Origin of the sequence: Actinacidiphila acididurans, from assembly GCF_016918855.1 — a bacterium.
Classification (GTDB): domain Bacteria; phylum Actinomycetota; class Actinomycetes; order Streptomycetales; family Streptomycetaceae; genus Actinacidiphila; species Actinacidiphila acididurans.
In genome coordinates this window covers 140,814-166,980 of record NZ_JADKYB010000014.1, presented here as the reverse complement: position 1 = coordinate 166,980, position 26,167 = coordinate 140,814, and the positions used below count along the sequence as shown (strand labels likewise).

The following is a 26,167-nucleotide window of genomic DNA, read 5'->3' as shown; positions in this document are numbered from 1 at the left end:
CGTCCGACTCGGCACCCGGGCCGGTGCCCGGCCGCGTACGCGGGCCGGTGCCCGACTCCGTGCCCGCACCCGAAACCTCACCCGCGCAGGAACCCTCTTCCACGCGGGAGCGCGAACCGCACCGCGAACCCCACACCACACGCACACCGGTCCGGAAGGCCCCCGTCATGCGACTGTCCATCGTGGTCCCCTGCTTCAATGAAGAGGCCGTGATCGAGCTCTTCGACGCGCGGATCCGTCAGACCCTGGCCACGCTGCCCGTGGAGTACGAGCTGTGCTACGTCGACGACGGCAGCCGTGACGCCACCCTGGACAGGCTCCGCGCCCTGGCCGCCGGCCGCGAGCACACCACCCGCTACGTCTCCTTCTCCCGCAACTTCGGCAAGGAAGCCGGCATCCTGGCCGGACTCAAGGCCGCCACCGGCGACGCCGTGGTCATCATGGACGCCGACCTGCAGCACCCGCCCGAGCTCATCGGCCGCATGCTCGAACTCCACCAGGCCGGCCACGACCAGATCATCGCCCGCCGCACCCGCGACGGCGACAAGCCCCTGCGCACCGCCCTGTCCCGGCTGTACTACCGCATGGTCAACCAGTGGGTCGACGTCGAACTCACCGACGGCGTCGGCGACTTCCGCCTCCTGTCCCGCCGCGCGGTGGACGCACTCCTCTCCCTGCCGGAGTACAACCGCTTCTCCAAGGGCCTGTTCTCCTGGATCGGCTTCGACACAGTCACCTTCGACTACCGCAACGCCGCCCGCGAAGCGGGCCAGACCAAATGGCGCATCGGCGCCCTGGTCAACTACGGCATCGACGGCCTGATCTCCTTCAACAACCGCCCCCTGCGCCTGGCCATCTATGCCGGCCTCGGCCTGGCCACCGTCGCCGCCACCTACGCCGTCGTCGTCACCGTCATGGCCGCCATCCAGGGCCCCGACGTCCCCGGCTACGTCACGCTCCTTGTCGCCATCGTCGGCCTCGGCGGCATACAGATGCTTATGCTCGGCCTCATCGGCGAATACATCGGCCGCATCTACTACGAGACAAAACGACGGCCGCACTTCCTGGTGAAGGAGACCAACGCCGCCCCCCAGGGCTCGGCCGCCCTCGCCCCGGCGGTCACCCGTTCGGCTGTGCCCGCGCTGCCGTACCGCACGCCCCGGCCCTGACGCCCCGTGGGCCCGCGCCGGCGGGCCGGCGGGCGGTACCGGCCCGGTGGCGGCGCGGCCGGCCCCGGCGGACCCCGGTTGCGGGGGGTGCGGGGCCCGGTTCCACTCGTGGGAGAACGCGGCGGACCGCCCCGGCGGTGCGTACCCGGCGAGAGGAGCGACGTGGTGTTGTCGGCACGCAGCCTGTTCACGGAGATTCTCGACAACGACAGGTCCTTCCAGTTGTTCTGCTCCATCGCCGCCGGCGGCGAGGCCCAGGGCGGCTGGGAGAACGGACGTATCGCGGCACTGGTCCCGGACGCCCAGCGGCAGATGGCGCCCAAGATCGCCCGGCACGGCGCGGACGAGGACAAGCACGGCCGGATCTTCCTGGCCCTGCTGCGCAAGCGCGGCCTGGAGACGGTGCCGGTGCCGCCCGCGACGGACTACACGATGCTGCTGGAGCACGGCGGCATCGGCCTGGCCCACGCCCGCCTCAAGCGGGACGAGCCGCTGACCGAGGCGGACATCGTGAACTACCTCGCGCACAGCAGGGTCACCGAGCAACGCGCCTCGGAGCAGATGCAGTTGCTGCTGCGGCTGTTCGGCGACCACCCCGAGGTCGGCAAGGCGGTGCGGGCGATCTCCCGCGACGAGGACAACCATCTGGCGTATTGCAACGAGGAGTTGCTGCGGCTGTCCGGCCTCGGCCACGCCCGCGCCATCGAACGCGTCCTGCACGAGTCCGCGCTCGCCGAGATCCGGATCTACCGCGAGGTCAGCCTGGCGGTCATGGCGCACATGGGCCGCATCCTGAAGTGGTCCGCGGCCAAGGCGGCCGCGCTGCGGCTCGGCATCCACGCCGTCTACTGGTACGAACGGCTCGGCGGCTGGCGGCGGATGGTCACCCTGACCATGCCCGAGCGGCGCAACGCCCTCGGCGGCCCGACCCCGGACGACGACACTGCACTGGAACCGGCCTGACCCCGGGGTCGCGGTCCGGCAACCGTACGGCGGCCCCGGCGATCACCCACCGGCTGGACGGGCTGGACGGGCTGGACGGGCTGGACGGGCTGGACGGGCTGGACGGGCTGGACCGGCTGGACCCGCGCTCCCGGCGGCGCGCGGGGCCCGGCCTGATCCCGAACCCCACCGGTCCGTCAGGCGGCCGGCTGCCCGGACGACGGGCGCGCCGCCGCCTGACGGCAAGCGGTCGCATAGGCGGCGGTCAGCGGGCCGGCGGCGGCGCGCGGCCAGGCCAGCGCGAAGCGGCTCGGCGTGATCCCGCGCACCGGGCGGGTGGTGACGCCGCCCAGCGTGACCAGCGGCGCGTTGCCCGCGGCGAGCAGCACCACGCCGAGCCCGGCGACCAGCGCCTCGTACGTCTCCTCGGTGCTGGCCACTTCCGCGCCGATCCGCGGCGGGCGCCCACCGCGGGCGTCGAGCGCCAGCCAATAGTCCCGCAGCGGCCCGGCCGCGGCGGGCAGCGCGAGGAACGGCTCGTCCAGCAGCTCCGCGAAGTCCACGGCGGCGCCCGGCGGGACGTCGCGGGCCAGCCGGTGGCCGTCCGGGAGGGCGACCAGCCGCGGCTCCTCGGCGACGACCTGGTAGGCGTACCGCTCCTGGTCCGGCAGCGGCAGCCAGACGAACGCCACGTCGCTGCCGCCGTCGGCCAGCCCCGCGGTGGGGTCCGCCCAGCCGACCTGCCGCAGCCGCAGCTCGGCCTCCGGGTGGGCGGCGGTGAAGCGGGAGCGGACCGCCGGCAGCAGGCCGCCGCGGCCCGGGCTGGTGCTCATCCCCACCACCAGCGTGGCGCGCTGCGCGGCCTTCGCCCGCTCCACCGCCGCCCAGCCCTCGTCCCAGTCGGCCAGCACCCGGCGGGCGTACGGCAGCAGCGCCGTCCCGGCCGGGGTGAGCGCGACCCGCGTCCGGTCCCGCACGAACAGCGCCGCCCCGAGCTGCTTCTCCAGCGCCCGGATCTGTTTGCTCAGCGCCGGCTGCGAGACGAACAGCCGCTCGGCGGCCCGGGTGAAGTGCAACTCCTCCGCGACCGCCACGAAGTAGCGCAGGTCCCTGCCGTGGACGTCCATAACCATCGGTTATCACGGCGGGTCTTGGACCGACAAGGGACGCCCCCGGCAGGCTGGAGCACGCAAGCACGAGCAGGGCACGCGTACGGAAACAGGGACGGGGAGTGGACGCGATGAACAAGGTCTGGCTGATCACGGGCGCCAACAGCGGCTTCGGACGGGCGATCGCGCAGGCCGCGGTGGCGGCCGGTGACGTGGTGATCGGTGCCGCCCGGCGGGAGGGCGCGCTGGACGACCTGGTGGCCGCGCATCCCGACCAGGTCGAGGCGCTGCGGCTGGACGTCACCGACAGCGCCGCGATCGAGACGGCCGTCAAGGACGTGATCGCCCGGCACGGCCGGATCGACGTGCTGGTCAACAACGCCGGCCGGACCCATGTCGGGGCCTTCGAGGAGACCACCGACGAGGAGCTGCGGGCGCTGTTCGACGTGCACGTCTTCGGTCCGGCGGCGCTGGTGCGGGCGGTGCTGCCGCACATGCGGGCCCGCCGCTCGGGGGCGATCGTGCAGATGAGCAGCATGGGCGGGCAGATGTCCTTCGCCGGCTTCTCCGCCTACAGCGGCACGAAGTTCGCGCTGGAAGGCATGACCGAGGCGCTGGCCGACGAGGTGGGCCCGCTGGGCATCAAGACCCTGATCGTGGAACCCGGGGCCTTCCGCACCGCGCTGATGGCCAACCGCGGCGTCAGCGCCGAACTGCCCGACTACGAGGCCACCGTGGGCGCCACCCGCCGGATGGCCGAGGAGGCCGACGGCCTCCAGCCCGGCGACCCGGCCAGGGCCGCGGCGCTGATCCTGGCCGCCCTCGACGCCGAGGACACCCCGCTGCACCTGCCGCTCGGCGACGACGGCGTCACCGCCGTACTCGGCCACCTCGACCAGGTCCGGGCCCAGATCGCCCCCTGGGAGGCCCGGGCACGGGCGACCGCGTTCGGGGACTGAGCCGGACCCGGACGGTCCGGGACCCCGCAGCGCTGGGAGGCCCGGGCGCGGGCCACCCCGCCTTCGGGGACGGAACCGGATCGAGACAGGCCGAGTTGGGCCGAGCCGGACCCGGACGGCCCGGGGCTCCGCGCCCCCGGCGAGGAGCGGACGCCGTCAGCCCAGCGGTTCCAGCGCCGCCCGCGCCGCACGGGTACGCGGGTGGTCGGGGCCGAAGTGCTCGGTCCAGGCGGCCGCCGCGGCCCGCATCTCCTCCGGCGAGTCGCGGATGAGGGCGAGCAGGGTGCGGGTGCGCAGGATCCGGTGGTGGATCGGGGCCAGCCGGGCGCCCGCCTCGTTGAGCGCGTGCAGGGCCGCGGCCTCGGCCTCGGGCAGCATCCGCAGCCCGTACAGCGCCTCGGCCACCGCGAGCGAGCGCCCGCCGGGCTGGACGTCCGAGTAGCCGGGCAGCGCCTCGGCGACCCCGCGGGCCTCCTCGTAACGACCCTGGCCGACCAGCGCGGTGGCCAGGTTCAGCCGCAGCGCCTGCGCGAAGTCGCTGTAGGGGCCGAACATCCGCTCGGCCTCGGTGAGCGGGCCGCGGGCGTGCCGTTCGGCGTCGGCCGGCCGGCCCGACTCGGCGTAGGAGAAGGCCAGGTTGTTGGCGGCGGCCAGGCCCGCGATCGCCGCGTTGGGGTCCCGGCGGCCGGCCAGGTCGGCGGCCAGCGCGGACAGCGCCACCCCTTCCGCCTCGGCCTCGGCGAACCGGCCCATCAGGGCGAGTTGCTGGGTCCGGTTGATCCGGCAGATCAGCGCGTACGGGTGGTGCGGGCCGAGCAGTTCGGCGACCTCGGGCAGCATCCGGTCGCTGACGTCCACCGCCTCGCGCACCCGCCCGGCCTGACCGAGCACCTTCACCAACTGGGTGCGCACCCAGCAGCGTTCGGCGGCGAACCCGGCCTGGCGGAACCACGGCGCCTCGTACTCGTCGATCAGCGCCCGGGTCTGGCGCTCCGCATCCGCCAGCCGGCCGGTGGCGATCAGCGCGTCCACCACCTGGGTCCGCGCGGACAGCGTGGCCTGGTGCCGTACGCCGTGGGCGCGTTCGGCCTCGGCGGCGGCCGCGGAGATCACCGCCAGCGCCTCCTCGGGCCGGCCGAGCGCGAGCAGCGCGCCGCCGTGCGCGAGGCGGGCGCCGTGGATCCGCGGGTCGCCGGCCGGCAGCCCCGCCTCGCGCCGGGCCAGCAGGTCCCGCAGGTACTGCTCGCCCTCGTCCGGGCGGCCCTGCGCGACGAGCTGCTTGCCGTACGCCACGTCGGTGTCCGGCTTCTGCACTGCCGCCGTGTGTCGCCCGCGCGGCGAAATCCGTACCATCCACTGCCCCCGGGTGTCCGTGTCCGGCGATCGTACCCATCCGGCGGGCGCGGGGCGGGCGTTGCCCGGTCTCCCCCGGCAGGGTGGGGGAGACCGGGCAGTCAACTGCCGGGGACGGGCACCTTCGGCCCGCGAACCGGGCGGTCGCGGGCCGGGTGGCCGGAAGCCGGCGATCGGTGACCGGCGGCCCGGCCGATCCGGAGGCCGTCGGCGCCGGCCGTCGGATCGTGGACGGTGGGCCGCCGGGGTCCTCCGGGTCCGGGGCTCCGCCTCGACGGTGCGGCCGCCGGAGGCGGTCAGTGGCCGGTGAGCCCGTTGTGCACGGTGTGGACCAGTTCGCCGTCGCTCGTGTCGCCGTCCAGCGACCACATCATGGCGCCGCCGAGGTGGGCCTGCCGGATGAAGGCGGTCTTGGCGGTCAGGACCTGCGGGTCGTCGTAGGTCCAGAAGTTGGTGCCGTCGTACAGCCAGGCGAAGCCGTCACGGGTGTCGCGGTGGAGCGTGTACGTGCCGGACTGCGCGAGCACCTTCAGGGCGTGGTAGTCCTCGTTGCCGGCCTGCCAGGTGGCGGGCGCCGGGCCGGTGGACGTCTGGAACAGGCCGGCGGTGCCGCCGTCGGGCACACCGGTCCAGCCCTGGCCGTAGAAGGGCAGGCCGAGCACGAGCTGCCGGGCCGGCGCGCCGCGGCGCAGCCAGGCCTGGATCGTGCCGGTGTCGCTGAAGTCCTGCGCCACCGGGGAGCCGGCCGGGACCCGCAGCGCCGACTGCTGGTTGGTGGTGGTCTCGTACGGGCCGTGGAAGTCGTAGCCCTGCACGGTGCCGAAGTCGAGGTAGCGGAAGATCTTGTTCGCCTCGAAGCCGGCGTCGATCTTCGCGGGGGCGGCCGGCAGGAAGGCGCTCAGCTCGTAGTGCTTGTGCGTGGTGCGGCCGTACGCGTCGAGCTGGCGGCGGAACTCGGCGGCCAGCGCGGTGAAGTTCTGCTTGTCCTCGGGCCGGTAGACGGTGCCGGTGTTCGCGGCCGAGCCCGGCCACTCCCAGTCGATGTCGATGCCGTCGAAGATGCCGGCCGCCGAGCCCGGGCCGCCCTTGCCGTCCAGCAGCGGCAGGTTGCCCTTGATGAACATGTCCAGGCAGGAGGCGACCAGGGCCTGGCGGGAGGCGGGGGTGCGGGCCGCGTCGGAGAAGTTGGTCGACCAGCTCCAGCCGCCGATCGAGAGCAGGACCTTCAGCCCGGGGTTCTTCGCCTTCAGCTCGCGCAGCTGGTTGAAGTTGCCGGCCAGCGGCTGGTCGGCGGTGTCCGCGGTGCCGTCGACCGAGGTCGCGGCGTCCACCGGGTGCTGGTAGTCCGCCCAGGCGTCGCCCTGTCCGGCGGCGTTGGCCTCGAAGCACTTGCCGTCGGGGCCGATGTTGGCGAACGCGTAGTCGAGATCGGTGAGTTCGGCCGCGGCACCGGAGGTCTGCACGTTCTTGACCTGGTAGTTGCGGCCGTAGATGCCCCACTGGGTGAAGTAGCCGACGCTGCGGTACTCCTGGTGGTGGGAGTCGGCGTGGCCCGCGTGGGCCTGTGCGGCGCTGCCGCCGGCGACGGCGGGAAGGACGGCGGCCAGCGACAAGGTGGCGGCCGTGGCGGCCATACGGCCGAGGATTCTTCGACGCATGGCGCCGAACGTATTGGCCTAGACCAATGCGGGTCAAGGGGAACGGGCGAATGTGTTCCGCTTCCGCCGCCTTCCGCTGTCTTCCGCCGCCTTCCGCGTGCGGGCCGGCGGCCGGACCGGCCGCGGGAGCGGGGCGCCGGTTTCCGCCGGGTTCCGTGCGCGCGGCCGGCCGGGCGAGCCCGCGGCTGCGAGGATCCACCGGCCGGGCGGGGCGCCGATTCTCCCCTGGCCCCGGGCCCGCCGGACCGTAAACTCCCCTGGTGGACATACCCGCGCCGCCGCCTCCCGAGGACACTCCGAAGTCCGCCCCGGAACCCGGCGACCCCTTCGCGCCGCCGCCTCCGCCGCCCGCCCCCGTGGCGCCCGCCGGGGAGTCGGCGCCCGCCGGCCCTCGGCACGACCAGCCGCCGCCCGGTGTGCTCTACGGGCCGCCGCCCGGCTCCCCGTACGGACCGCCGCCGCCCGGGGCCGGATACGAGCCGCTGCCGCCGTACCCCGGCGGCCCCTACGGACCGCAGCCCGCGTACGGCCCCGGCCCGTACGGCGGTTACGGCTGGCCGCCGCCCCACCCCGGCGGGCCGCAGGGCTGGTACCCCTACGACCCGTCCACCAACGGCCTGGCCATCGCCTCGCTGGTGACGGCGTTCACCTGCGTGCCCTTCCTCGGCGCGATCCTCGGCGTCGCGGGGCTGCGGCAGATCGGGCGGCGCGGGCAGCAGGGCCGCGGGCTGGCGATCGCCGGCCTGATCATCAACTCGGTGGCCACCCTGCTGGTCGCGCTCTTCATCGGGCTCGGCGTGGCCGGGGTGCTGGACGAGGGCAACACCAAGGTGTCCGACCTCGCGGCCGGCCAGTGCTTCAACACCGTCGGCCGGTCGCTGTCCTCGGCAGGCGGTTCCGGCGCCTCCTCGGCCACCGTGGACGTCGTCTCCTGCGACCACGCGCACGACGCGGAGGCGTACGACGTGTTCGACCTGCCCGACAGCCTCGGCCCGGACTACCCCGGTTCCGACCGGATCTCCCAGGTGGCCGGTCCCAAGTGCACCTCGGCCGCGGACTCCTACCTCGGCGGCAAGCCGCTGCCGCACGGCGTGCGGATCTACTCCTACATCCCGCCGGCCAACGGCTGGGCGCACGGCTACCGCTGGGTGATCTGCTTCTTCGGCAGCACCTCCGAGAAGCTGCACGGCTCGGTCAAGGACGGCGGGCAGAACGCGGGGGTCGGCGTCTGACAGCGGTTCCGCGGGGGCGGGCCGGACGGCGCTCGGGAGGCGCGCGGGACGCCTTCGGGCGCACCCGGGGGGCGCGCGCGGGCGGCCCGGGACGGTGGCGCGCCGGGGTGGCGGAAAGCGGATGGTGAGGCTCAGGGGTGAGCTTGCGGACGAGCACCGACGGTTGCGAAGCTGTCGCTGACAGTCAACCCCTGGGAGGGGCACGTGGCCTTCGGTGAGCAGCCCGCCTACCTTCGCGTCGCCGACGACCTGCGGCGGAAGATCCTCGACGGCACGCTGCCGCCGCATGCCCGGCTCCCGTCCCAGGCCCGGATCCGCAGCGAATACGGGGTCTCCGACACCGTTGCCCTCGAAGCGCGCAAGGTGCTGATGGCCGAGGGATTCGTGGAGGGCAGGTCCGGTTCGGGGACGTACGTCCGCGAGCGGCCGCGGCAGCGGCGGATCCTCAGGAGCGGGTTCCGGCCCACCGGCGGCTGCACGCCGTACCGGCAGGAGCAGGCCGACGAGGGCAGCAAGGGCACCTGGGAGTCCCGCAGCATCCAGGACATCGCCTCGGCGGACGTGGCCGAACGGCTCGGCATCCAGCCCGGCGAGCGCGTGATGCGCACGCACTACCTCTTCCGGATCGAGGGCGAGCCGTCCATGCTCTCCACCTCCTGGGAGCCGCTGGAGATCACCGCCCGCACCCCGGTCATGCTGCCCGAGGAGGGCCCGGTCGGCGGCCAGGGCGTGGTGCCGCGGATGGCCGCGATCGACCTGGTCGTGGACCACATGGCCGAGGAGGTCGGGGCGCGCCCCGGGCTCGCCGAGGAGACCGCCGCGCTCGGCGGGGTGCCCGGCCACATCGTCATCGAGATCCGCCGCACCTATTACGCGAGCGGCCGCCCGGTGGAAACGGCCGATGTGGTGATTCCGGCGGAACGCTTCCGGGCCGTGTACCACCTGCCGGTGCGCTAGGGCTTCTCCCCCCGGGGGGCGGGCTCACCGAGCGGGGCGGGCCGGCCGGGTCGGTTGGACCCGGTCGAGATCCGTACGGAGCTGCCGGCAGGCCCAGGCGACGGCCGGGCGGTCGGGGTCGAGCCAGTCCAGGGCCATCGCCTCGTCCGGGGTGACCCAGCGCAGGGTGTCGTGGTCCTGGAGCGGGTGCGGGGTGCCGTACAGCACCGACGCGGTCCACACGTGCAGCATGCGGCCGCCGGGCACCGGCCACTCGCCCGGGACCCGCAGCAGCGGGCGGACCGTCACGCCCAGTTCCTCGCGCAGCTCGCGCACCAGGGCGTTGGGCACCGCCTCGCCCGGTTCGACCTTGCCGCCGGGCAGTTCCCAGCGCCCGGCCAGTTCCGCGGGCGCCGTGCGGCGGGCGGCGAGCAGCCGCCCTCCGTCCAGCAGCGCCCCGCCCACCACGACACCCGCACTCACGCCTGTCTCGCCCGTCTTCTCACGCCTGGACGCCCCGCGGGGCGATCCGCTCGATCACGTACACCTGCCGCTGCTCGCGGTCGAGGACGTCGGCGACCCGTTCCGCCTCGTCCTTCGTCGCGTACCGGGCGACACGGTAGCGATTGCCGCCGTCGTCGTCCTGCCGTATCAACACCCAGACCAGCTCGGACGTCACGAGGTTCCCTCCAGCGCGCGCACATGCGCGACGTTGTCCCGGTCGTCCGCGTCCTCGCTGGGCGTCCCGGCGAACCAGGCGTCCAGGATCTCCCCGAGCACCGGGCCCGAGGTCGCCCGCAGGCTCAGCGCCAGCGCGTTCGCGTCGTTCCACTTGCGGGCGCCGTCGGCGGTGTAGGCGTCGCCGCACAGGGCGGCGCGCACGCCGGGCACTTTGTTCGCGGCGATGGACGCGCCCGTGCCCGTCCAGCAGCAGACCACCGCCTGGTCGGCGGATCCGTCCGCCACCGCCCGGGCGGCGGCCTCCGCGCTCCAGGCCCAGTCCGCACGGTCCCCCGGGCGCAGCGCGCCGTAGGGCAGCACGGTGTGCCCGCGGCGGGTCAGCTCATCGACGATCAGGTGTGCCACTGGTTCGTCCATGTCCGAGGAAACGGCGATGCGCATATGCCCGACCCTACGCCCGAGGTTCACGGGCCGGGTACGCACTGCCACGAAGAGGTACTGTTCCGGCCAGTCGTTCGGCTCTTCCCGTGGGGGCGCCGCGCTTTCTTTTGCCGGAGCCGTTCATTTCCGCAGCTTCTTCTGTTTGTGGTTCTCCCGCTCGAGGTTCGCGCTTCTGGGGTACGGGTTCGCTGCGCTGGCCTTCTCGCCATTTGCGGGTGCGAGTCCGTTGCCTGCCGGTATTCACCCACCCGCCCACCCGTGCGGACCGTGGGTCCCTGCCGGTCCTCCCCGTGCCCCCTCGCGCCGTCGGCGGCTCTCCGCCGCCTAGTGCCGCCGCTGCCCGAACATGCAGGACAGCGGCTGGCCGCCGTCTTGCGTCGCCGCTGCCCGAACATGCAGGACAGCGGCTGCCCGCCGCCTTGCGCCGCGCCGCTGCCCGAACATGCAGCTCAGCGGCTGGCCGCCGTCTTGCGTCGCCACTGCCCGATACGCAGGACAGCGGGCCGCTTCCCGCCCGCTCGGGTCCTGTCGCCGTCCGTCAGCGGATTCCGCGGCCGCTTCCGCGCCCTTGGCTCCCGGCCCTGTGTCGCGGAGCCCGGTCCACAAGCCTGGCCTCGGGCATTGCCCCGCCCGCGGCCGCCGGGCCGTCGCGTTCCGTCAAGCCCTGCCCAGCTGTGCGCCCCCACCACCACCCCGAACTTCGTCCGAATGCGCCCTCTTGTCCGCCCGCCTTCGGCGCTGCATGGCATCCGCACGGTCTCGCGCCCCACCTCCAATGCGAAGAAAAGGCGTGAATTCGGGGTAGAAGGGGAGGGAAAGGGCCGGCGTGGGAGAAGGGTCGGGGGCATGCGTGGACACGGAGGCGGCGAGGGAGGGGGTGGGGAAGGGGAGGTCGTACGGGGCGGGACGCTGCTGGACACGCTGCGGGTCGCCGTGGTGATGCTGGACACCTCGGGGCGGGTGCTGTTGTGGAGCCCGTTGGCGGAGGACGTGCTCGGGTGGGCCGGGGAGCACATCGTGGGGCGGCGGGTGGGCGGGCTGTTCGGGGTCGTGCCCGAAGAAGGCGGGGGAGGGGTCCGGCCCGCGGAGATCCTGGGCGAGCTGCTGCGGCTCGGGCGGTGGGACGGCATCCTGGCGCTGCGTCACCGCGACGGCCACACCGTGCAGGTGGAGACCAGGGCCAGCCTGCTGGTGGACGGCGACGGCCGCCCCTTCGTACTGGCCTCGATGGTGGAGACCAGTCGGCTGCGCACCCTGGAGCACGACCTCGCCGCGCTGGACTCGCTGTTCGACGCCTCCCCGCTGGGCGTGGCCATCTTCGACACCGACCTGAGGTACGTACGGGTCAACGCCGCCCTCGCCCGGATGAGCGGCCTGCCGGTCACCGACCTCCTGGGCCGAACCGTCGACGACCTGCTGGACCCGGAGACGGCCGCGCTGCTGACCCCGCTGCAGAAGGACGTACTGGCCACCGGCCGCCCGGTGGTGGACCTGGAGGTACCCGGCCGTGGCGGTCGCGGGCACCGCTCCGTGTCGTTCCACCGGCTCGACGACCGGGCCGGCCGGGTGCTGGGCATCAGCGCCACCGTCATGGACGTCACCGAACGGGTCAGGGCCGCCGCGCGCGCCGAACGCGGCCGCAGCCGCCTCGCCCTGCTCAACGAACTCGGCTCGCGCATCGCCGGCGAGCTGGACGTGACCCGGGTCGCCCAGACCCTCGCGGAGGGGCTGGTGCCGGGCCTGGCCGACTACGCCACGGTGATCCTGCACGCCGGGATCGCCGAGGGCGGCGACCTGCCCACCATGCCGTACGGCGACCACACGCCCATGCGCCAGCTCGGCACCGCCTCGGTCCGGTGGAGCCCGGAGGCGCGGCGGTCCCTGCGCCGCGGCGTGAGCGTGGACTTCGCCGCCCGCCCGGTGTTCGGTGAGGTGCTGCGCAGCGGCGACCCCCGGCTGGTCGCCTCCACGCAGGAGCTGTGCGCCCTCGCCGAGCCCGACGACGACCGGGCCCGCGATGCGCTGCGGGCCGGCGTCAACTCCGTGCTGGTGCTGCCGCTGCGGGCCCGCGGCGTGGTGCTCGGCCTGCTGGTGATCGGGCGGGTGCGCGAGCGGGAGCCGCTGGACAGCGACGACCTGCCGTTCGCCACGGAGGTCGCCGACCGCGGCGCCGCCGCGCTGGACAACGCGCGGCTGTACGTCCGCGAGCGCGAAGGCGCCCTGATGCTCCAGCGCAGCCTGCTGCCGCAGGTGCTGCCCGACCCGCCCGGCGTGGAGATCGCCTTCCGCTACGTGCCCGGCAGCAGCGGCGCGGAGGCCGGCGGCGACTGGTTCGACGTCATCCCGCTGGCCGGCGGCCGGGTCGCGTTCGTGGTCGGCGACGTGATGGGCCACGGGCTGCGCGCCGCCGCCACCATGGGCCGGCTGCGCACCGCGGTCCGCACCCTGGCCGGCCTCGACATGCCCCCCGACGAACTGCTGCGCCGGGTCGGCGAACTCGGCGACGACCTCGCGCAGAGCCAGGCCGAGGGCTGGATGGCCACCGTCGTGTACGCCGTTTACGACCCCGCCGTACACCGCTGCTCGATGGCCCTGGCCGGGCACGTGCCGCCGCTGCTGGTGGAGAAGCGGGGCCCGGACGGCGCCTGCCGGGCCCGGCTGATCGATTTGCCCACCGGGGTGCCGCTGGGCGTGGGCGGGGTGCGGCTGGAGACCGTGGAGGTGGACGTCGAGGACGGCGCGGTGCTGGTGCTCTACACCGACGGCCTGGTCGAGTCGCGGGTCCGGGACATCGACGAGGGCCTGGAGTGGCTGCGCGGCACCATGTGCCGCTCGGTGAGCTCGCTGGAGGAGGCCTGCGACGACCTGCTGGCCACCATGGAGCAGGACCGCGAGCCGGACGACGTGGCGCTGCTGATGGCCCGGCTCGGCGGGCTGCCGCCCGGCTCCACCGCGCGCTGGACCTTCCCCGCCGAGCCGGGCGCGGTCCGCCTGGCCCGCCGCCGGGTCGCCCGCACCCTGGAGATCTGGGAGCTGACCGCCCTGTCCGACATCACGGTGCTGCTGGTCAGCGAGCTGGTCACCAATTCGCTGCGGTACGCGCACGGGCCCATCGGGGTACGGATGGTCCGCGGCACGTCCTTGCTGGTGGAGGTCTCCGACCCGCTGCCGGACCCGCCGCGCGAGCGGGTGGCCCGCGAGGACGACGAGGGCGGCCGGGGCCTGCAGCTGGTGGCCAGGACCTCCCGCCGGTGGGGTACCCGTCACGGCCCGCTCGGCAAGACCGTATGGTTCGAATTGGCGCTCCCGTGACCCGCCCGTTCCGCCCGTGTGTGACGTGCCCCGCTCACATCGGCGGAAGGGTTCGACCGGCCGGGGCCGGGTATGCCGAAGGGGCGGGAGCGAAAGGGGCGACCGTGGCGACCGTGCAGTTCCGGGGACGGTCCCCGTACCCCTGGAGCCGAGACGATGCTGTGATCGACAAGACCGTGTGCTGGACGGTCGTCATGCTGAATACTCGGCTCCATCCGGTCCATGTGTGCTGAGCTGGAGGGGTCGGGCGAGTGAGCGACATGCCAGCAGGGGCGGTACCGCCCGGGGACGACGTGGAGCGGCACGCCCCGGTGTGGCAGTCCAGCCCACCCGGGTCGATCTACGACTACATACGGGTCGCGTCGTTCTCCCTGGACCGGCACGGCCGGATCGACCAGTGGAGCGACCGCGCCACCGAGTTCTTCGGCGTACCCGCCGAGGAGGCCATCGGCCGCGACCCGGTCACCGCGTTCGCGCCCCCGGATGTCCGCCCGCGCGCCCAGGAACGGCTTCAGGACATCCTGAACGGCCGCGAGTGGACCGGCCTGGTGCCCTATCAGGACGCCGACGGCGTCGAGGGGCTGGCCGAGGTCTACGTGATGCCGGCCGACCACGGCGCGCTGTGCATCGCGGTGGACGTGTCCACGCTGCGGCAGATAGAGACGGACCTGGCCGCGTCCCAGGCGGTGTTCGGGCAGTCCCCGATGGGCTTCGTGCTGTTCGACACCCGGCTGCGGCTGATCCGGGTCAACGACCGCTTCGCCGCGGTCTTCGGCCGCGGCACCGACGAGCACCGCGGCCGCGGCCCGCACGACTTCCTGTCCCGGGTGGAGGCCGACCGGCTGTCCGCGGCGCTGCGCCAGGTGCTGGAGACCGGCGAGCCCGTCCTGGACATGCCGCTGGTCGGCACCGTGCCCGGCGACCCGTCCCGGCGCCGCTGGTCGATGTCCCTGTACCGGCTGCACAGCGGCACCGGCCGGCCGATCGGCGTGGCGGGCCTGGCCATGGACGTCACCGGCCGGCAGCGCGCCGAGCGCGAGGCCGCCCACGCCCGCCGCAACCTCGCGCTGCTCAACGAGGCCGGCTCGCGCATCGGCACCTCGCTTGACCTGGAGACCACCGCCCGCGAACTGCTCGACGTGGCCGTGCCGCACTTCTGCGACCTGGCCTCGGTCGACCTCTACCAGGCGCTGCTGTCCGGCGAGGAGGACCTGACCGGGACCAACGACGGCAGCGGCCAGGTGCGCCGGGTGGCGTTCGCCAGCGCCGTGTCCGACGCGCCCGTGGTGGCCCCCGACGGCGACGACGACTCCGTGGCCGACGGCCCGATCGTGGTCGGCGCGGTCCACCGCTACCGGTTCAGCTCGCCCAGCGCCCGCGCCCTGCGCACCGCGCAGCCGCAGGTCCTCGACGGCGACAGCGGCGCGGACGCCGGCTACCTCGGCGGCACCCTGGCGCAGTCCACCCTCGTGGTGCCGATGGTCGCCCGCGACACCGTACTCGGCCTGGTGCACTTCTCCCGGGCCAAGGGCAGCGAGCCGTTCACCGAGCGGGACCGCATGCTCGCCGAGGAACTCGCCGCGCGCGCCGCCATCTTCATCGACAACGCCCGGTTGTACCGGCGCGAGCACGAACGCGCCCTGATCCTCCAGCGCAGCCTGCTGCCCCCGGACGACCCGGAGGCGGCCGGCCTGGACATCGCCTGTCGTTACCTGCCCGGCAGCATGGAGGCCGAGGTCGGCGGCGACTGGTTCGACGTCATCGAACTGCCCGGTCACCGCACCGCGTTGGTGGTCGGTGACGTGATGGGCCGCGGCCTGCGCGCGGCCGTCGCGATGGGCGAACTGCGCACCGCCGTGCGCACGCTGGCCATGCTCGACCTCGAACCGGCCGAAGTACTGGGCGCGTTGGACGACGTGGTCGGCGGCCTGGGCGCGCCCGGCCGCACCCGCCGCGCCAAGGACAGCGTCGACGACCTGTCCGAGGTGTACCTGGCGACCTGCGTGTACGTGGTCTACGACGCGGTCACCCGGCGCTGCACCATCGCCAACGCCGGCCACCTGCCACCGGTCGTCGTCGAACCGGGGGAGACCCCACTCCTGCTGGAGCTGCCCCGCGGTGTCCCACTGGGCGTCGGCGGCGAGCCCTTCGAGGAGATCGAGGTCCAGCTCACCGACGGCGCACTCCTCGCCCTCTACACCGACGGCCTGGTCGAATCCCGCAGCCACCCCCTGGACGAGGGCCTGGACGCCTTCCGCGCCTCCCTCGCCGACCCGGCCCGCACCCTGGAAGACGTCTGCGACCACGTGCTGGCCACCCTCGACACCGCCCACGGCGAGGACGACATCGCCCTCCTGATGGCCCGCATCCGCGGCCTCCCCGAGGAGCACGTCGGCGACTGGCGGCTCGAGCCCCAGCCCACCTCGGTGGCCCGCGCCCGCGAACTGGCCCGCGACCAGCTCCTGACCTGGGGCCTGGACGGCCTGGTCGACACCACCGAACTCCTGGTCAGCGAACTCGTCACCAACGCCCTCCGGCACGGCTACGGCGAGATCCGGCTGCGCCTCCTCCTCGACCGCACCCTGGTCTGCGAAGTCTGGGACAGCGCCCTCCTCCAACCCCGCCGCCGCCGCGCCCGCGACACCGACGAGGGCGGCCGCGGCCTCCAACTCGTCGCCATGCTCAGCCAGTCCTGGGGCAGCCGCCGCACCCACCGCGGCAAAACCGTCTGGTTCGAACTGGCCCTCCGCGGCGGCGACCCCTCCCCCTCCGGCCCCTCCGTCGACGACCTCCTCAGCATGTTCTGACCCGCGCTACGCGAGTCCACCTGGGCCCGTGGAATCGGGGGTGCGGCTCGCCGGGAGCGCCCCAAAGGGGCGCGGGGAACTGCGCGACAAGCCACCCACGGACCGCAAGGTCCGGGAACGACAGCAACCACCCCTCCGGCCCGGTACCGACCCGCGCCCGGAAGCGCGTTGAGCTTCAGGAAGAGGCCGAAGCCCCCCGCTTCAGCGCAGCCAAGCGCGAGTCAACCTCTTCCGGGTCCGCCAGCGGCCCAAGGTACGGGTCCACCGACCCGAACTGCTCATCCAGCACAGAAGGCGCAAGCTCCTCCCGGCCCCCGGCACGGGCCCGCTCCCGCCGCAACTTGTCCTCGAAGCGCCCCAGATCCCCGGCCGGGTCGAACAAATCCACGCGCCGCACGGCATCCAGCACAGTCGTACGCGCCCGGCTCGTGCGCGAGCGCGCGACCAGCTCGTCACGCCGCGTCCGCAGCAATTCCAGAAGCTCCTTGGACCGGTCCAGCCCGATCCGCAACTGCTCGGTGGTCCCGGAACGCACCGCGATGAGCGGCTCGGCGTAGGCCGCGTCCTGCTCGCACCGCACCTGGTGGGCCAGCGCGATCCGCGCCAGCGTGTCGAAGCGTTCGGCCTCCATCGTGCCGCCGCCGGTCCGCAGTTCCTCCGCGCCGCGGCTGGCGGTCCGCGCCCGCCCGCCCCACTCGGCCGCCGCGGCCATGTCCTCGGCCCGGTCGTGCTCCAGCCGGCGCAACTCGGCCAGGCCCACCTCGAGCGCGTCCTCGGCCTCGTGCACGGTGCCGGTGTAGTCCCGGATGAGCTGATCCAGCATCTTGTGCGGGTCCTCGGCCTGGTCCAGCAGCGCGTCGACGTCGGTGCGGGCGAGCTGGGACACCCGGCCGAGAATGGTCTGCTTGGTCATGCGCTCTCCCTGGTCCTCGCTGGCTCTGCGGTTGTGCCTGGTTCTCCGTGGTCACCGTGCGGCCCTCGCACGGTTGCCGCGCGTTCCTTCGATCGCGCCGGACCCCTCCGCGCCGCAGGTACAGGTTCCCCAACCCGCGCCGGGCCCTTCCGGACCGCCGGTACGCCGTCCCGGGGCCGTCGGCCCCAGCCACGCCGCCGGTACGCGGTCGCCTACCCGTGCCGGGCCCTTCCGGGGCAGCCGGTTCGCGTTCCCCGACCCCCGCCGGCCCCGTCCGCGCCGCCCGTACGCCCCTCATGTCCGGTCCCGCGCGCCCATCCGGCCGCGCGTCTCGCCGCCGCCGAAGCTGCCGGGCCCGCCGTGGCCGGCGACCCCGCCCAGGCCGCCGGAGTCGCCGCCGAATCCGCCGAACCCGTCGCCGGCCCCGGGGTCCGGGCCGAGCAGGATCCCGCCGAGGACGGCCCCGCCGGTCCCGTCGTCATCCCCCCGCCTGCCCCCGGCCGGGGCGCCGAACCGGTTCTCGTGCTCCGCCAGGTCCTCCAGGGCCAGCCGTTGCGCGTCGCGGGCCAGCCGGTCCGCCGCCCGGGCCTCCTCCAGCGCGGCCCGCTCCTGGCCGCCGTGTCCGGGCAGGGACACCGGTACGGTCGCGCTCGCGGGTCCGTCGGCCGGTGCCTGCGCCCGGCCCAGCCGCCGTTCGGCCTCCGCGAGCCGAGTACGGGCCCGGCTGCCGATCGCCCCCCGGTGCGTGGTGACCACGTCCCGGGCCATGGCGACCTCGCTGCCGGCCACCAGCACCGCCCGGCCGAGCAGCGCGCGCCCGTCCGCCCCGTCCCGCACCAGGTCCGCCCCCGCCTCGGTGACCCGCCGCAGCGCCGCCATCGGGTCGTACCGCCCGCCGGCCAGCTCCTTCTCCACCTCCGCCAGTACGTCCCGGGAGGCGTGCTCGTCCTCGGCCGCGCGGGCGTCGAGCGCGGCGCCGAGGCCGTCCAGCGCCTCGCGCAGCGCCGCGTCGGCGGTGCGCAGCTCCTGCGCCCTGCGGGTGACGGAGTCGGCCAGGGCGGCGGCCTGGGTGAGGGCGCCCTCGGCGGCGCGCAGGAACACGGCGGCGCGGCCGCGGTCGGTGGACAGGGTCGTACGGACCTGGTCCAGGGCGGTCAGGGCGAAGGCCAGGCGGTCCCGGGCCTCGGCCGGGTGGGCGGCGACCGGGACGAGGGCGTCGTCGGCGTACGGGCCGTCCGGCCCGGACCGGGCGGACACGGCGCGGCCGGCCGCGGTGATACGGCCGGGCAGGGCCACGGCTCTGGCCTCGGCCTGTTCCAGGAGTTCGGGCGTGCCGGACTCCAGTGCGCGCAGCCGGTCGAAGGCGTCGGCCTCCGCGTCCAGCCGGCGGTTGGCCTGGGTGCAGTGGGACAGGATCTCGTCCAGCATCTGCCGGCGGGTCCCGTCGTCCTCGGGGAAGGTCTCGTCGAGCCCCTGCCGCAGCCGGAAGGCCGCGGCCAGCTCGCCGCGGGCGTACGCCACGGCCTCGGCGAAGGGCGCGGCCTCCGTCGGACCGCACTGGGCCGCCGCCAGTGCCACGTCCTCCTGGCTGGTGCGCACCGCGTCGTCGGTCGCCACCAGCAGCGCGCGGCCCTGCGCCTCCAGTTCGGGCAGCGCGGTGAGCGGGGTGGGTCGGCGGTTGCCGGTGCGGCCCCGGCCCCGGGGCCGCCCGGCCGGGGCGGGGCGTGCCGCCGGGCCGTCGGTACGCCGCCGGCGGAAGGCGTACGCGCCCATCACCGCTGCCGCGACGACCGCGACCACCGGGATCCACAGGTCGGCGGCGCCGTTCGAGGTACCCGCGGCCCGCACCGGGCCGAGCGGGCCCGGTACGAAATCCGGCGGGGTGACCGGCCGGCCGCTGAGCACGGCCGCGTACCCGTCGGCGGCGCCGATCGCGGCGCCCGCCCAGTCGGCCATGCGCAGCGCCGGTTCGACCGCCGCGTCGCCGACCTCGTCCAGCCGGGCCTGCGTCAGGCCCCAGTCCTGGTCGGCCGAGACCGCGTACTGCCGGTCCCGGACGGCCACCGCGAGCAGTACGTCGCGGCGGCCCAGCCCGCTGCGGACCGCGGTGGTGTTCGCCCAGTCCTGTGGGGAGCGCCCGGCGAAGGCGCTCACGTACGCGACGTACAGCGTCACCTCGTGCTCGGCGGACAGCAGGTTCAGCGCGGCCCGCACCTGCGGCGCCCGGCCGCCCAGCGCCCCCACCGTGTCCATGACCCGCACGCCCCGGCTCAGCGTGACCGGGCCCTGCGCCGGTCTTCGCGGGTCCGCGCCCGGGCCGGCCCCCGGGTGCGCGGCGCACACGCCCAGCGCGGCGAGGGCGGCGAACACCGCGGGGACCGCCCGACGTGCCCTGACCACGTGCCGCCTCCCGCTGTGAGGTGCCCTTTTCCGGGAGGCTAAGCGGGAAATGCCCCCTTCGCACCCCGGCGGGCGCTCACTGGCCCCTGCGGCGGATCCGGCTGCCGAGCCAGACCAGCGGGTCGTACTTGCGGTCGGCGGCGCGCTCCTTCAAGGGGATCAGCGCGTTGTCGGTGATCTTGATCTGTTCGGGGCAGACCTCGGTGCAGCACTTGGTGATGTTGCAGTAGCCCAGGCCGTGGTCGTCCTGCGCGGAGGTCGCCCGGGTCAGCCCGTGGTCGGCGGCGGCGTCCAGCGGGTGCATGTCGAGCTCGGCGATCCGCATCAGGAAGCGCGGCCCGGAGAAGGCCGGCTTGTTCTCGTCGTGGTCACGTACGACGTGGCAGGTGTTCTGGCACAGGAAGCACTCGATGCACTTGCGGAACTCCTGCGACCGCTCGACGTCGACCTGTGCCATCCGGTACTCGCCCGGCGCCACGCCCTCCGGCGGCACGAAGGAGGGCACCTCGCGGGCCTTGGTGTAGTTGAGGGACACGTCGGTGACCAGGTCGCGCACCACCGGGAAGGTGCGCATCGGGGTGACGGTGACCGTCTCGTCGCGGGTGAAGACCGACATGCGGGTCATGCACATCAGCCGGGGCCGGCCGTTGACCTCGGCGCTGCACGACCCGCACTTGCCGGCCTTGCAGTTCCAGCGCACCGCCAGGTCCGGCGCCTGGGTGGCCTGGAGGCGGTGGACGATGTCGAGCACCACCTCGCCGTCGTTGACCTCGACCTGGTAGTCGCGCAGGTCCCCGCCCTCGGCGTCGCCGCGCCACACCTTGAAGTGGGCCTCGTAGGAAGTCACCCGAGCTCCTCGTCCGTCAGATACTTCAGCAGCTCGTCCCGTTCGAACAGGTCGAGCAGGTCGGCCCGGATCGGGTCCATCGGCCGCCGCTCCACGCTCACCCGCGCGTCGGCGGCGCTGTCCGCGTCGGCCCCGGCTCCGGCCCCCGCCTGCGCCCCGGGCCCGGTCAGCGTGCACAGCAGGCCGACCTTGCGCCACGTGCGGTCCATCTCCGGATAGTCGTCCCGGGTGTGGCCGCCGCGGCTCTCGGTGCGCTCCAGCGCGGCCTTGGCCACGCATTCGCTGACCAGCAGCATGTTCCGCAGGTCGATGGCCAGGTGCCAGCCGGGATTGAACTGGCGGTGCCCCTCGACCACCGCCCGCCCGGCCCGCTCGCGCAAGGAAGCCAGCCGCTCCAGCGCCTGTTCCATCTCCGGGCCGCGCCGGATGATCCCCACCAGGTCGTTCATCACCTGCTGGAGTTCCTGGTGGACGGTGTACGGATTCTCCGCCGGAGCCTGCGCCCCGCCCGCCGCTCCTTCCGGCGTGTCCTGGGACGCGGCCTGTTCCGGACCGTTGAACGGCCGCAGCGCCTCGCGCGCCGCCGCGTCGATCTCCGCCTGGTCCGCCACCGGGCGCGCGGCCGGATCGAGCGCGGCCGCGTACCGCGCCGCCGACAGCCCGGCCCGGCGGCCGAAGACCAGCAGGTCGGACAGCGAGTTGCCGCCCAGCCGGTTGGAGCCGTGCATGCCGCCGGCCACCTCGCCGGCCGCGTAGAGCCCGGGCACGCCGCGGGCCTCGGCGGTGTCCGGCGCCACGTCCACCCCGCCCATCATGTAGTGGCAGGTCGGGCCGACCTCCATCGGCTCGGCGGTGATGTCGACGTCGGCCAGTTCCTTGAACTGGTGGTGCATCGAGGGCAGCCGCCGCTTGATCTCCTCCGGCGTCAGCCGGGTGGACACGTCCAGGAAGACCCCGCCGTGCGGGGTGCCGCGGCCCGCCTTGACCTCGGAGTTGATCGCGCGGGCCACCTCGTCGCGGGGCAGCAGCTCCGGTGGCCGGCGGTGGTGCTCCGGGTCGGTGTACCAGCCGTCGGCCTCCTCCTCGGTCTGCGCGTACTTCTCCTTGAACACGTCCGGGATGTAGTCGAACATGAACCGCTTGCCGTCGCTGTTGCGCAGCACCCCGCCGTCGCCGCGCACCGACTCGGTGACCAGGATCCCCTTGACCGACGGCGGCCAGACCATCCCGGTGGGGTGGAACTGGATGAACTCCATGTTGATCAGCGGCGCCCCGGCCAGTAGCGCCAGGGCGTGCCCGTCGCCGGTGTACTCCCAGGAGTTCGAGGTCACCTTGAACGACTTGCCGATGCCGCCGGTGGCCAGCACCACCGCGGGCGCGTCGATCACGAACAGCCGGCCGGACTCGCGGACGTACCCGAAGACGCCGGCCACCTCCTGGCCGGACTTCAGGATCCGGGTGACGGTGCATTCCTGGAGCACCTTCAGCCGGGACTCGTAGTCGCCGGTCTCGGCGAAGTCCTCCTGCTGGAGGGAGACCACCTTCTGCTGGAGGGTACGGATCAGCTCCAGGCCGGTGCGGTCGCCGACGTGGGCCAGCCGCGGGTACTCGTGGCCGCCGAAGTTGCGCTGCGAGATCTTGCCGTCCGGGGTGCGGTCGAACAGCGCGCCCCAGGTCTCCAGCTCCCACACCCGGTCGGGCGCCTCCTTGGCGTGCAGTTCGGCCATCCGCCAGTAGTTGAGGAACTTCCCGCCGCGCATGGTGTCGCGGAAGTGCACCTGCCAGTTGTCGTGCGGGTTGACGTTGCCCATGCTGGCCGCGATGCCGCCCTCGGCCATCACCGTGTGCGCCTTGCCGAACAGCGACTTGCAGATCACCGCGGTGCGCATGCCGCGCTCGCGCGCCTCGATCGCCGCCCGCAGCCCCGCCCCGCCCGCGCCGACCACGACCACGTCGTACGCGTGCCGCTCCACATTCGTCATCTCAGAAGAACCTCGGATCGTCGAAGGCGCCGCTGGCCACCAGGTACACGTACAGGTCCGCGATCCCCACGCTGATCAGCGAGGACCAGGCCAGCAGCATGTGGCGGCGATTGAGCACGCCGACCCAGGACCACAGCCGGTAGCGCACCGGGTGGCGGGAGAAGTGCCGCAGCCGGCCACCGACGATGTGCCGGCAGGAGTGGCAGGACAGGGTGTACGCCCAGATCAGCGCGATGTTGGCGAGCAGCACCAGGGTGCCCAGGCCCATGTGGCCCCACGCGCCGTGGGTGTCCCGGAAGCCGAGCGCGGTGTCGTACGTCAGGATGCCCGCGACCAGCAGCGCGATGTAGAAGAAGTAGCGGTGCAGGTTCTGCAGGATCAGCGGGAACCTGGTCTCCCCGGTGTACTTCGCGTGCGGCTCGGCCACCGCGCAGGCCGGCGGCGCGGCGTAGAAGCCGCGGTAGTACGCCTTGCGGTAGTAGTAGCAGGTCGCCCGGAAGCCGAGCGGGAAGATCAGCACCAGCAGGGCCGGCGACAGCCCCCACCACGGGCCGAACAGCGCCCAGTCGGCGCCGCCCTTCATGGGCACGCAGTTGTGGGCCAGGCACGGGGAGTAGAAGGGCGAGACGTACGGCGCCGCGTAATAGTCGGCGTTGGCGAACGCGCGCCAGGTGGAGTAGCCGACGAAGGCGGCCAGGCCCAGCGCGGTGACCAGCGGCGGCAGCCACCAGCGGTCGGTGCGCAGGTGCGGGGCGGTGATCGCGGCGCGCCCGGGGGCGCGGACACCGCGGTCGCGGGGGGAGGGGGCCGGCGGGGCGGCGGGGGTGGTTCCGGTGGCCAAGGAAGACTCCGTACGGGCGGGGGCGGGGGCGCGCGGACGGTGCGCGGGCCGGGCGCGCGCGTCAGGGCGCGTGCCGGTGCGGCGAGCCCAGCCCCTCGTCCTCCGCGTCCGTCCACAGGCCCCGGTCGTACGGGGCGTCGGGGATCGTCACCATGTCGGTCCGGCGGGCGCTCGCCGCGGCCGGCGCCGAGGCCAGCAGCAGCGCCAGGCTTTCGCGCAGGTGACCCGCGTCGGTCCGCACCCGGCGCATGTCCAGGGTGTCCCCGGCGTGCTCGTCCAGCCGGGCCACGCAGCGCATCAGATCGTCGAGCCGGCGCTGAACCGAGGTCAGGTCGTCGTGCATGGACATGGGGGTGCCCTCCATCTGCCGCTCGTGCGATGGGGTGACGCGGAACACATGTGGCGGGTGCCGCGCCTGAGAGTGTTGCGCGTCACACCACGCTTTGTGAAGACGGTTGCACGGATTGCCTCCGCAGGTGGTAACGGCACCGCTTCGGGTTGGGCCGTACGGGTGAGCTGCGCTTGCCTTGACGGCGAGTCAACGCTCCCGGTTCACCTTCGTGCGTTGCGATGAATGTCGGAATGGCCAATAAAAGTACGGTTCGCCGGGTGCGGCCCCGAAGGGGCGCGGGGAACTGCGCGAGCAACCAGTGACGGCCGGTGGTCCGGACACGACAGCAACTGCCCCTTTGGGCCGGTGGCGACCCGCGCCACTGAATTGGGCTGGTCGCGCAGTTCCCCGCGCCCCTGGGGGCGCCCCCCGGGCGTGCGGAGGTGTTGCGAGGCATGGAAGCGAAGCCTTATGGGGTGGTGCGGCCTGCCGGCCGCGTCCGGCGGGTAGGGGGTGCACTCACTGCGGCGGGGGCGCTGGCCCTGCTCACCGCCTGCTCGGGAGAGACAACGCACGCCGCGGGCTCCGCGGGGACCGACATCGCGACGGTCGCGCGGGCGGGCGTGAAAAACGGGGGAACCTTGCGGTGGGCGGTGGACGACGTACCGCAAACACTCAACGCGTACCAGTCGGACGCCGACGCGGGGTCCGGGGCGGTGGCCGGGGCGACGCTGCCGGCGATGTTCCGGCTGGACGCGCGCGGGAATCCGCGGCCCGACCCGGACTTCGTGACGTCGGCGAAGGTGACCGCGCAGGAACCGCGGCAGCAGGTCACGTACGAGCTGAACCCGAAGGCGAAGTGGAGCGACGGACGGGCGGTCGGAGTGGCCGACTTCACCGCCCAGTGGAAAGCGCTGAACGGCAAGAACACCGCGTTCTGGACCTCGCGCAACGCCGGCTACGACCGGATCTCCGGCATCAAGCAGGGCGCGAAGCCCACGGAGGTCGTCGTCACCTTCGCCACGCCCTACGCGGACTGGAAGTCGCTGTTCAGCCCGCTGTACCCCACGGCAGTGACGGGCACCCCGGACGCCTTCAACGACAAGGCCCGCACCGCGCTGCCCGCCGTCGCCGGCCCGTTCGCGCTCAAGGGCGTGGACACCAAGGCCGGTACGGTCACCCTGGTGCGCAACCCCTCGTGGTGGGGCGCGCGGGCCAAGCTGGACTCCCTCGTTCTGACCGCGGTGCCGCGCGACCGCCGGCTCGCCCGGCTCGCCGCCGGCACCCTGGACCTGGCCGAGATCGAGCCGGAGGCGGTGACCGCCGCCAAGGGCAGCCACGGCATCGGTGTCCGCAAGGCGCCGGGCGCGGCCTACGCGCAGCTCGCCATCAACGGCAGTACGGGCCCGCTGGCCGACGAGAAGATCCGGCACGCGGTGGCCAGGGCCGTCGACCGCAAGGCCATCGCCAAGGCGGTGCTGGCCCCGCTCGGGCTGCCGGCCATCGCGCTCGGCAACCACCTGGTGCTGCCCTCCCAGGACGGCTACGCCGACCACTCCTCGGCGCTCGGCACTTCCGGCGTCGCGCAGGCCAGGGCGCTGCTGGCGGACGCCGGCTGGAAGTCGCCGGCCACCGGCACGGGCGAGAAGCAGGCCGCGGGCCCCGGGCGTACCGCCGTGTCGGGGGCGAAGACCGTGGTCGAACCGGCGAACGCGGCCGTGAAGAACGGCAAGGAACTGACCCTGCGGTTCGTGCTGCCGGCCGACTCGCCGACCCTGGACGACGTCGGCAACCGCATCGCCCGCATGCTCTCGGGCATCGGGGTGCGCACCGAGCTGACCAAGGTGGACGGCACCAGCTTCTTCCAGGACCACGTGGCCGCGGGCGACTTCGACCTGGCCCTCTACTCCTGGCCCGGCACCCCGTTCCCGGCCACCGACGACACCCCGATCTTCGCCAAGCCGGTACCGGCGGCCGACGGTTCGCTGAGCGTGGCCCAGAACTACACCCGGGTCGGCACCGACCAGATCGACCAGCTCATGGCCCGGGCCGGCGCCGAACTCGACCCGTCCGAGGCCCGCTCGCTGACCGCCCAGGCCGACTCCCGCATCTGGGCCGCCGCCGCCTCGATCCCGCTCTACCAGCGCCCCGAGGTCGTCGCCCTGCGCACGGGCGTCGTCAACGCCGGTGCCTTCGGCTTCCAGACCCCCGCCTACCAGAACCTCGGCTTCCGCAAGTAGCCCTCCTTTTCGCG

At 74.0% G+C, this 26,167-nt stretch carries 20 protein-coding genes; 8 read left to right on the top strand and 12 right to left on the bottom strand.

The window, feature by feature from the left end; genetic code table 11:
• Window positions 1-167: 167 nt before the first annotated feature.
• A complete protein-coding gene (locus ITX44_RS25210) occupies window positions 168-1,169 on the top strand; it encodes a glycosyltransferase family 2 protein (protein ID WP_205359652.1) in 1,002 nt (333 codons plus the stop codon).
• A gap of 165 nt (window positions 1,170-1,334) precedes the next feature.
• On the top strand, window positions 1,335-2,132 hold the full coding sequence (locus tag ITX44_RS25205; protein WP_205359651.1) for a ferritin-like domain-containing protein: 798 nt from the start codon (window positions 1,335-1,337) through the stop codon (window positions 2,130-2,132).
• A gap of 176 nt (window positions 2,133-2,308) precedes the next feature.
• On the opposite strand, the gene ITX44_RS25200 is transcribed toward ITX44_RS25205, so the two are convergent.
• Window positions 2,309-3,244: a LysR family transcriptional regulator gene (locus tag ITX44_RS25200; RefSeq protein ID WP_205359650.1), complete on the bottom strand. Its 936-nt coding sequence runs from the start codon at window positions 3,242-3,244 to the stop codon at window positions 2,309-2,311.
• 107 nt (window positions 3,245-3,351) lie between these two features.
• Between ITX44_RS25200 and ITX44_RS25195 the strand changes: the two genes are divergently transcribed.
• Complete coding sequence (locus ITX44_RS25195; protein ID WP_205359649.1) at window positions 3,352-4,179, top strand: oxidoreductase; 828 nt, start codon at window positions 3,352-3,354, stop codon at window positions 4,177-4,179.
• Between the two features lie 156 nt (window positions 4,180-4,335).
• Here the strand turns inward: ITX44_RS25195 and ITX44_RS42755 are convergent, their stop codons facing one another.
• Window positions 4,336-5,493 (bottom strand): tetratricopeptide repeat protein, encoded by a 1,158-nt coding sequence (locus ITX44_RS42755; RefSeq protein WP_205359648.1) that lies wholly within the window; start codon window positions 5,491-5,493, stop codon window positions 4,336-4,338.
• Between the two features lie 335 nt (window positions 5,494-5,828).
• Entirely contained in the window at window positions 5,829-7,190 is a 1,362-nt protein-coding gene (locus ITX44_RS25185; protein WP_205359647.1) for a glycoside hydrolase family 18 protein, read from the bottom strand.
• Between the two features lie 260 nt (window positions 7,191-7,450).
• On the opposite strand from ITX44_RS25185, the gene ITX44_RS42750 reads away from it, so the two are divergent.
• Together ITX44_RS42750 and ITX44_RS25175 are read left to right on the top strand one after the other, a co-directional pair.
• The gene (locus tag ITX44_RS42750; RefSeq protein WP_205359646.1) at window positions 7,451-8,422 is read left to right on the top strand and encodes a DUF4190 domain-containing protein; all 972 of its coding nucleotides are present in this window, start codon (window positions 7,451-7,453) and stop codon (window positions 8,420-8,422) included.
• A 204-nt stretch (window positions 8,423-8,626) separates the two neighbouring features.
• Window positions 8,627-9,379, top strand: coding sequence for a GntR family transcriptional regulator (locus tag ITX44_RS25175; protein WP_205359645.1), 753 nt, complete (start codon window positions 8,627-8,629; stop codon window positions 9,377-9,379).
• A 24-nt stretch (window positions 9,380-9,403) separates the two neighbouring features.
• Here the strand turns inward: ITX44_RS25175 and ITX44_RS25170 are convergent, their stop codons facing one another.
• The 3 genes from ITX44_RS25170 to ITX44_RS25160 are packed head-to-tail and all read right to left on the bottom strand — an operon-like array spanning window position 9,404 to window position 10,480.
• Entirely contained in the window at window positions 9,404-9,841 is a 438-nt protein-coding gene (locus ITX44_RS25170) for a (deoxy)nucleoside triphosphate pyrophosphohydrolase (RefSeq protein WP_205359644.1), read from the bottom strand.
• A gap of 19 nt (window positions 9,842-9,860) precedes the next feature.
• Entirely contained in the window at window positions 9,861-10,037 is a 177-nt protein-coding gene (locus tag ITX44_RS25165; protein ID WP_205359643.1) for an SPOR domain-containing protein, read from the bottom strand.
• Window positions 10,034-10,480 (bottom strand): RpiB/LacA/LacB family sugar-phosphate isomerase, encoded by a 447-nt coding sequence (locus tag ITX44_RS25160; RefSeq protein WP_205359642.1) that lies wholly within the window; start codon window positions 10,478-10,480, stop codon window positions 10,034-10,036. The genes ITX44_RS25165 and ITX44_RS25160 overlap by 4 nt, the downstream gene beginning before the upstream one ends.
• An 846-nt stretch (window positions 10,481-11,326) precedes the next feature.
• Between ITX44_RS25160 and ITX44_RS25155 the strand changes: the two genes are divergently transcribed.
• Both ITX44_RS25155 and ITX44_RS25150 read left to right on the top strand, forming a co-directional pair.
• The gene (locus tag ITX44_RS25155; protein ID WP_205359641.1) at window positions 11,327-13,792 is read left to right on the top strand and encodes a SpoIIE family protein phosphatase; all 2,466 of its coding nucleotides are present in this window, start codon (window positions 11,327-11,329) and stop codon (window positions 13,790-13,792) included.
• Window positions 13,793-14,052: 260 nt separating this feature from the next.
• Window positions 14,053-16,599, top strand: a complete 2,547-nt coding sequence (locus tag ITX44_RS25150) for a SpoIIE family protein phosphatase (RefSeq protein WP_205359759.1) — start codon at window positions 14,053-14,055, stop codon at window positions 16,597-16,599.
• Window positions 16,600-16,774: 175 nt separating this feature from the next.
• Here ITX44_RS25150 and ITX44_RS25145 read toward each other — a convergent pair whose 3' ends face one another.
• From ITX44_RS25145 to ITX44_RS25120, 6 genes are all read right to left on the bottom strand, one after another.
• On the bottom strand, window positions 16,775-17,512 hold the full coding sequence (locus tag ITX44_RS25145) for a PspA/IM30 family protein (protein ID WP_205359640.1): 738 nt from the start codon (window positions 17,510-17,512) through the stop codon (window positions 16,775-16,777).
• A gap of 294 nt (window positions 17,513-17,806) precedes the next feature.
• A complete protein-coding gene (locus tag ITX44_RS42290) occupies window positions 17,807-19,912 on the bottom strand; it encodes a TPM domain-containing protein (protein ID WP_307795475.1) in 2,106 nt (701 codons plus the stop codon).
• A 76-nt stretch (window positions 19,913-19,988) separates the two neighbouring features.
• On the bottom strand, window positions 19,989-20,759 hold the full coding sequence (locus ITX44_RS25135) for a succinate dehydrogenase/fumarate reductase iron-sulfur subunit (protein ID WP_205359639.1): 771 nt from the start codon (window positions 20,757-20,759) through the stop codon (window positions 19,989-19,991).
• Entirely contained in the window at window positions 20,756-22,741 is a 1,986-nt protein-coding gene (locus ITX44_RS25130) for a fumarate reductase/succinate dehydrogenase flavoprotein subunit (RefSeq protein WP_205359638.1), read from the bottom strand. Before ITX44_RS25130 ends, ITX44_RS25135 begins: the two co-directional genes overlap by 4 nt.
• A 1-nt stretch (window position 22,742) precedes the next feature.
• A complete protein-coding gene (gene sdhC, locus ITX44_RS25125; protein ID WP_205359637.1) occupies window positions 22,743-23,582 on the bottom strand; it encodes a succinate dehydrogenase subunit SdhC in 840 nt (279 codons plus the stop codon).
• A 61-nt stretch (window positions 23,583-23,643) separates the two neighbouring features.
• Complete coding sequence (locus tag ITX44_RS25120; RefSeq protein ID WP_205359636.1) at window positions 23,644-23,931, bottom strand: Rv0250c family protein; 288 nt, start codon at window positions 23,929-23,931, stop codon at window positions 23,644-23,646.
• Window positions 23,932-24,536: 605 nt separating this feature from the next.
• On the opposite strand from ITX44_RS25120, the gene ITX44_RS25115 reads away from it, so the two are divergent.
• The gene (locus ITX44_RS25115; RefSeq protein ID WP_307795474.1) at window positions 24,537-26,153 is read left to right on the top strand and encodes an ABC transporter family substrate-binding protein; all 1,617 of its coding nucleotides are present in this window, start codon (window positions 24,537-24,539) and stop codon (window positions 26,151-26,153) included.
• Window positions 26,154-26,167: the final 14 nt, after the last annotated feature.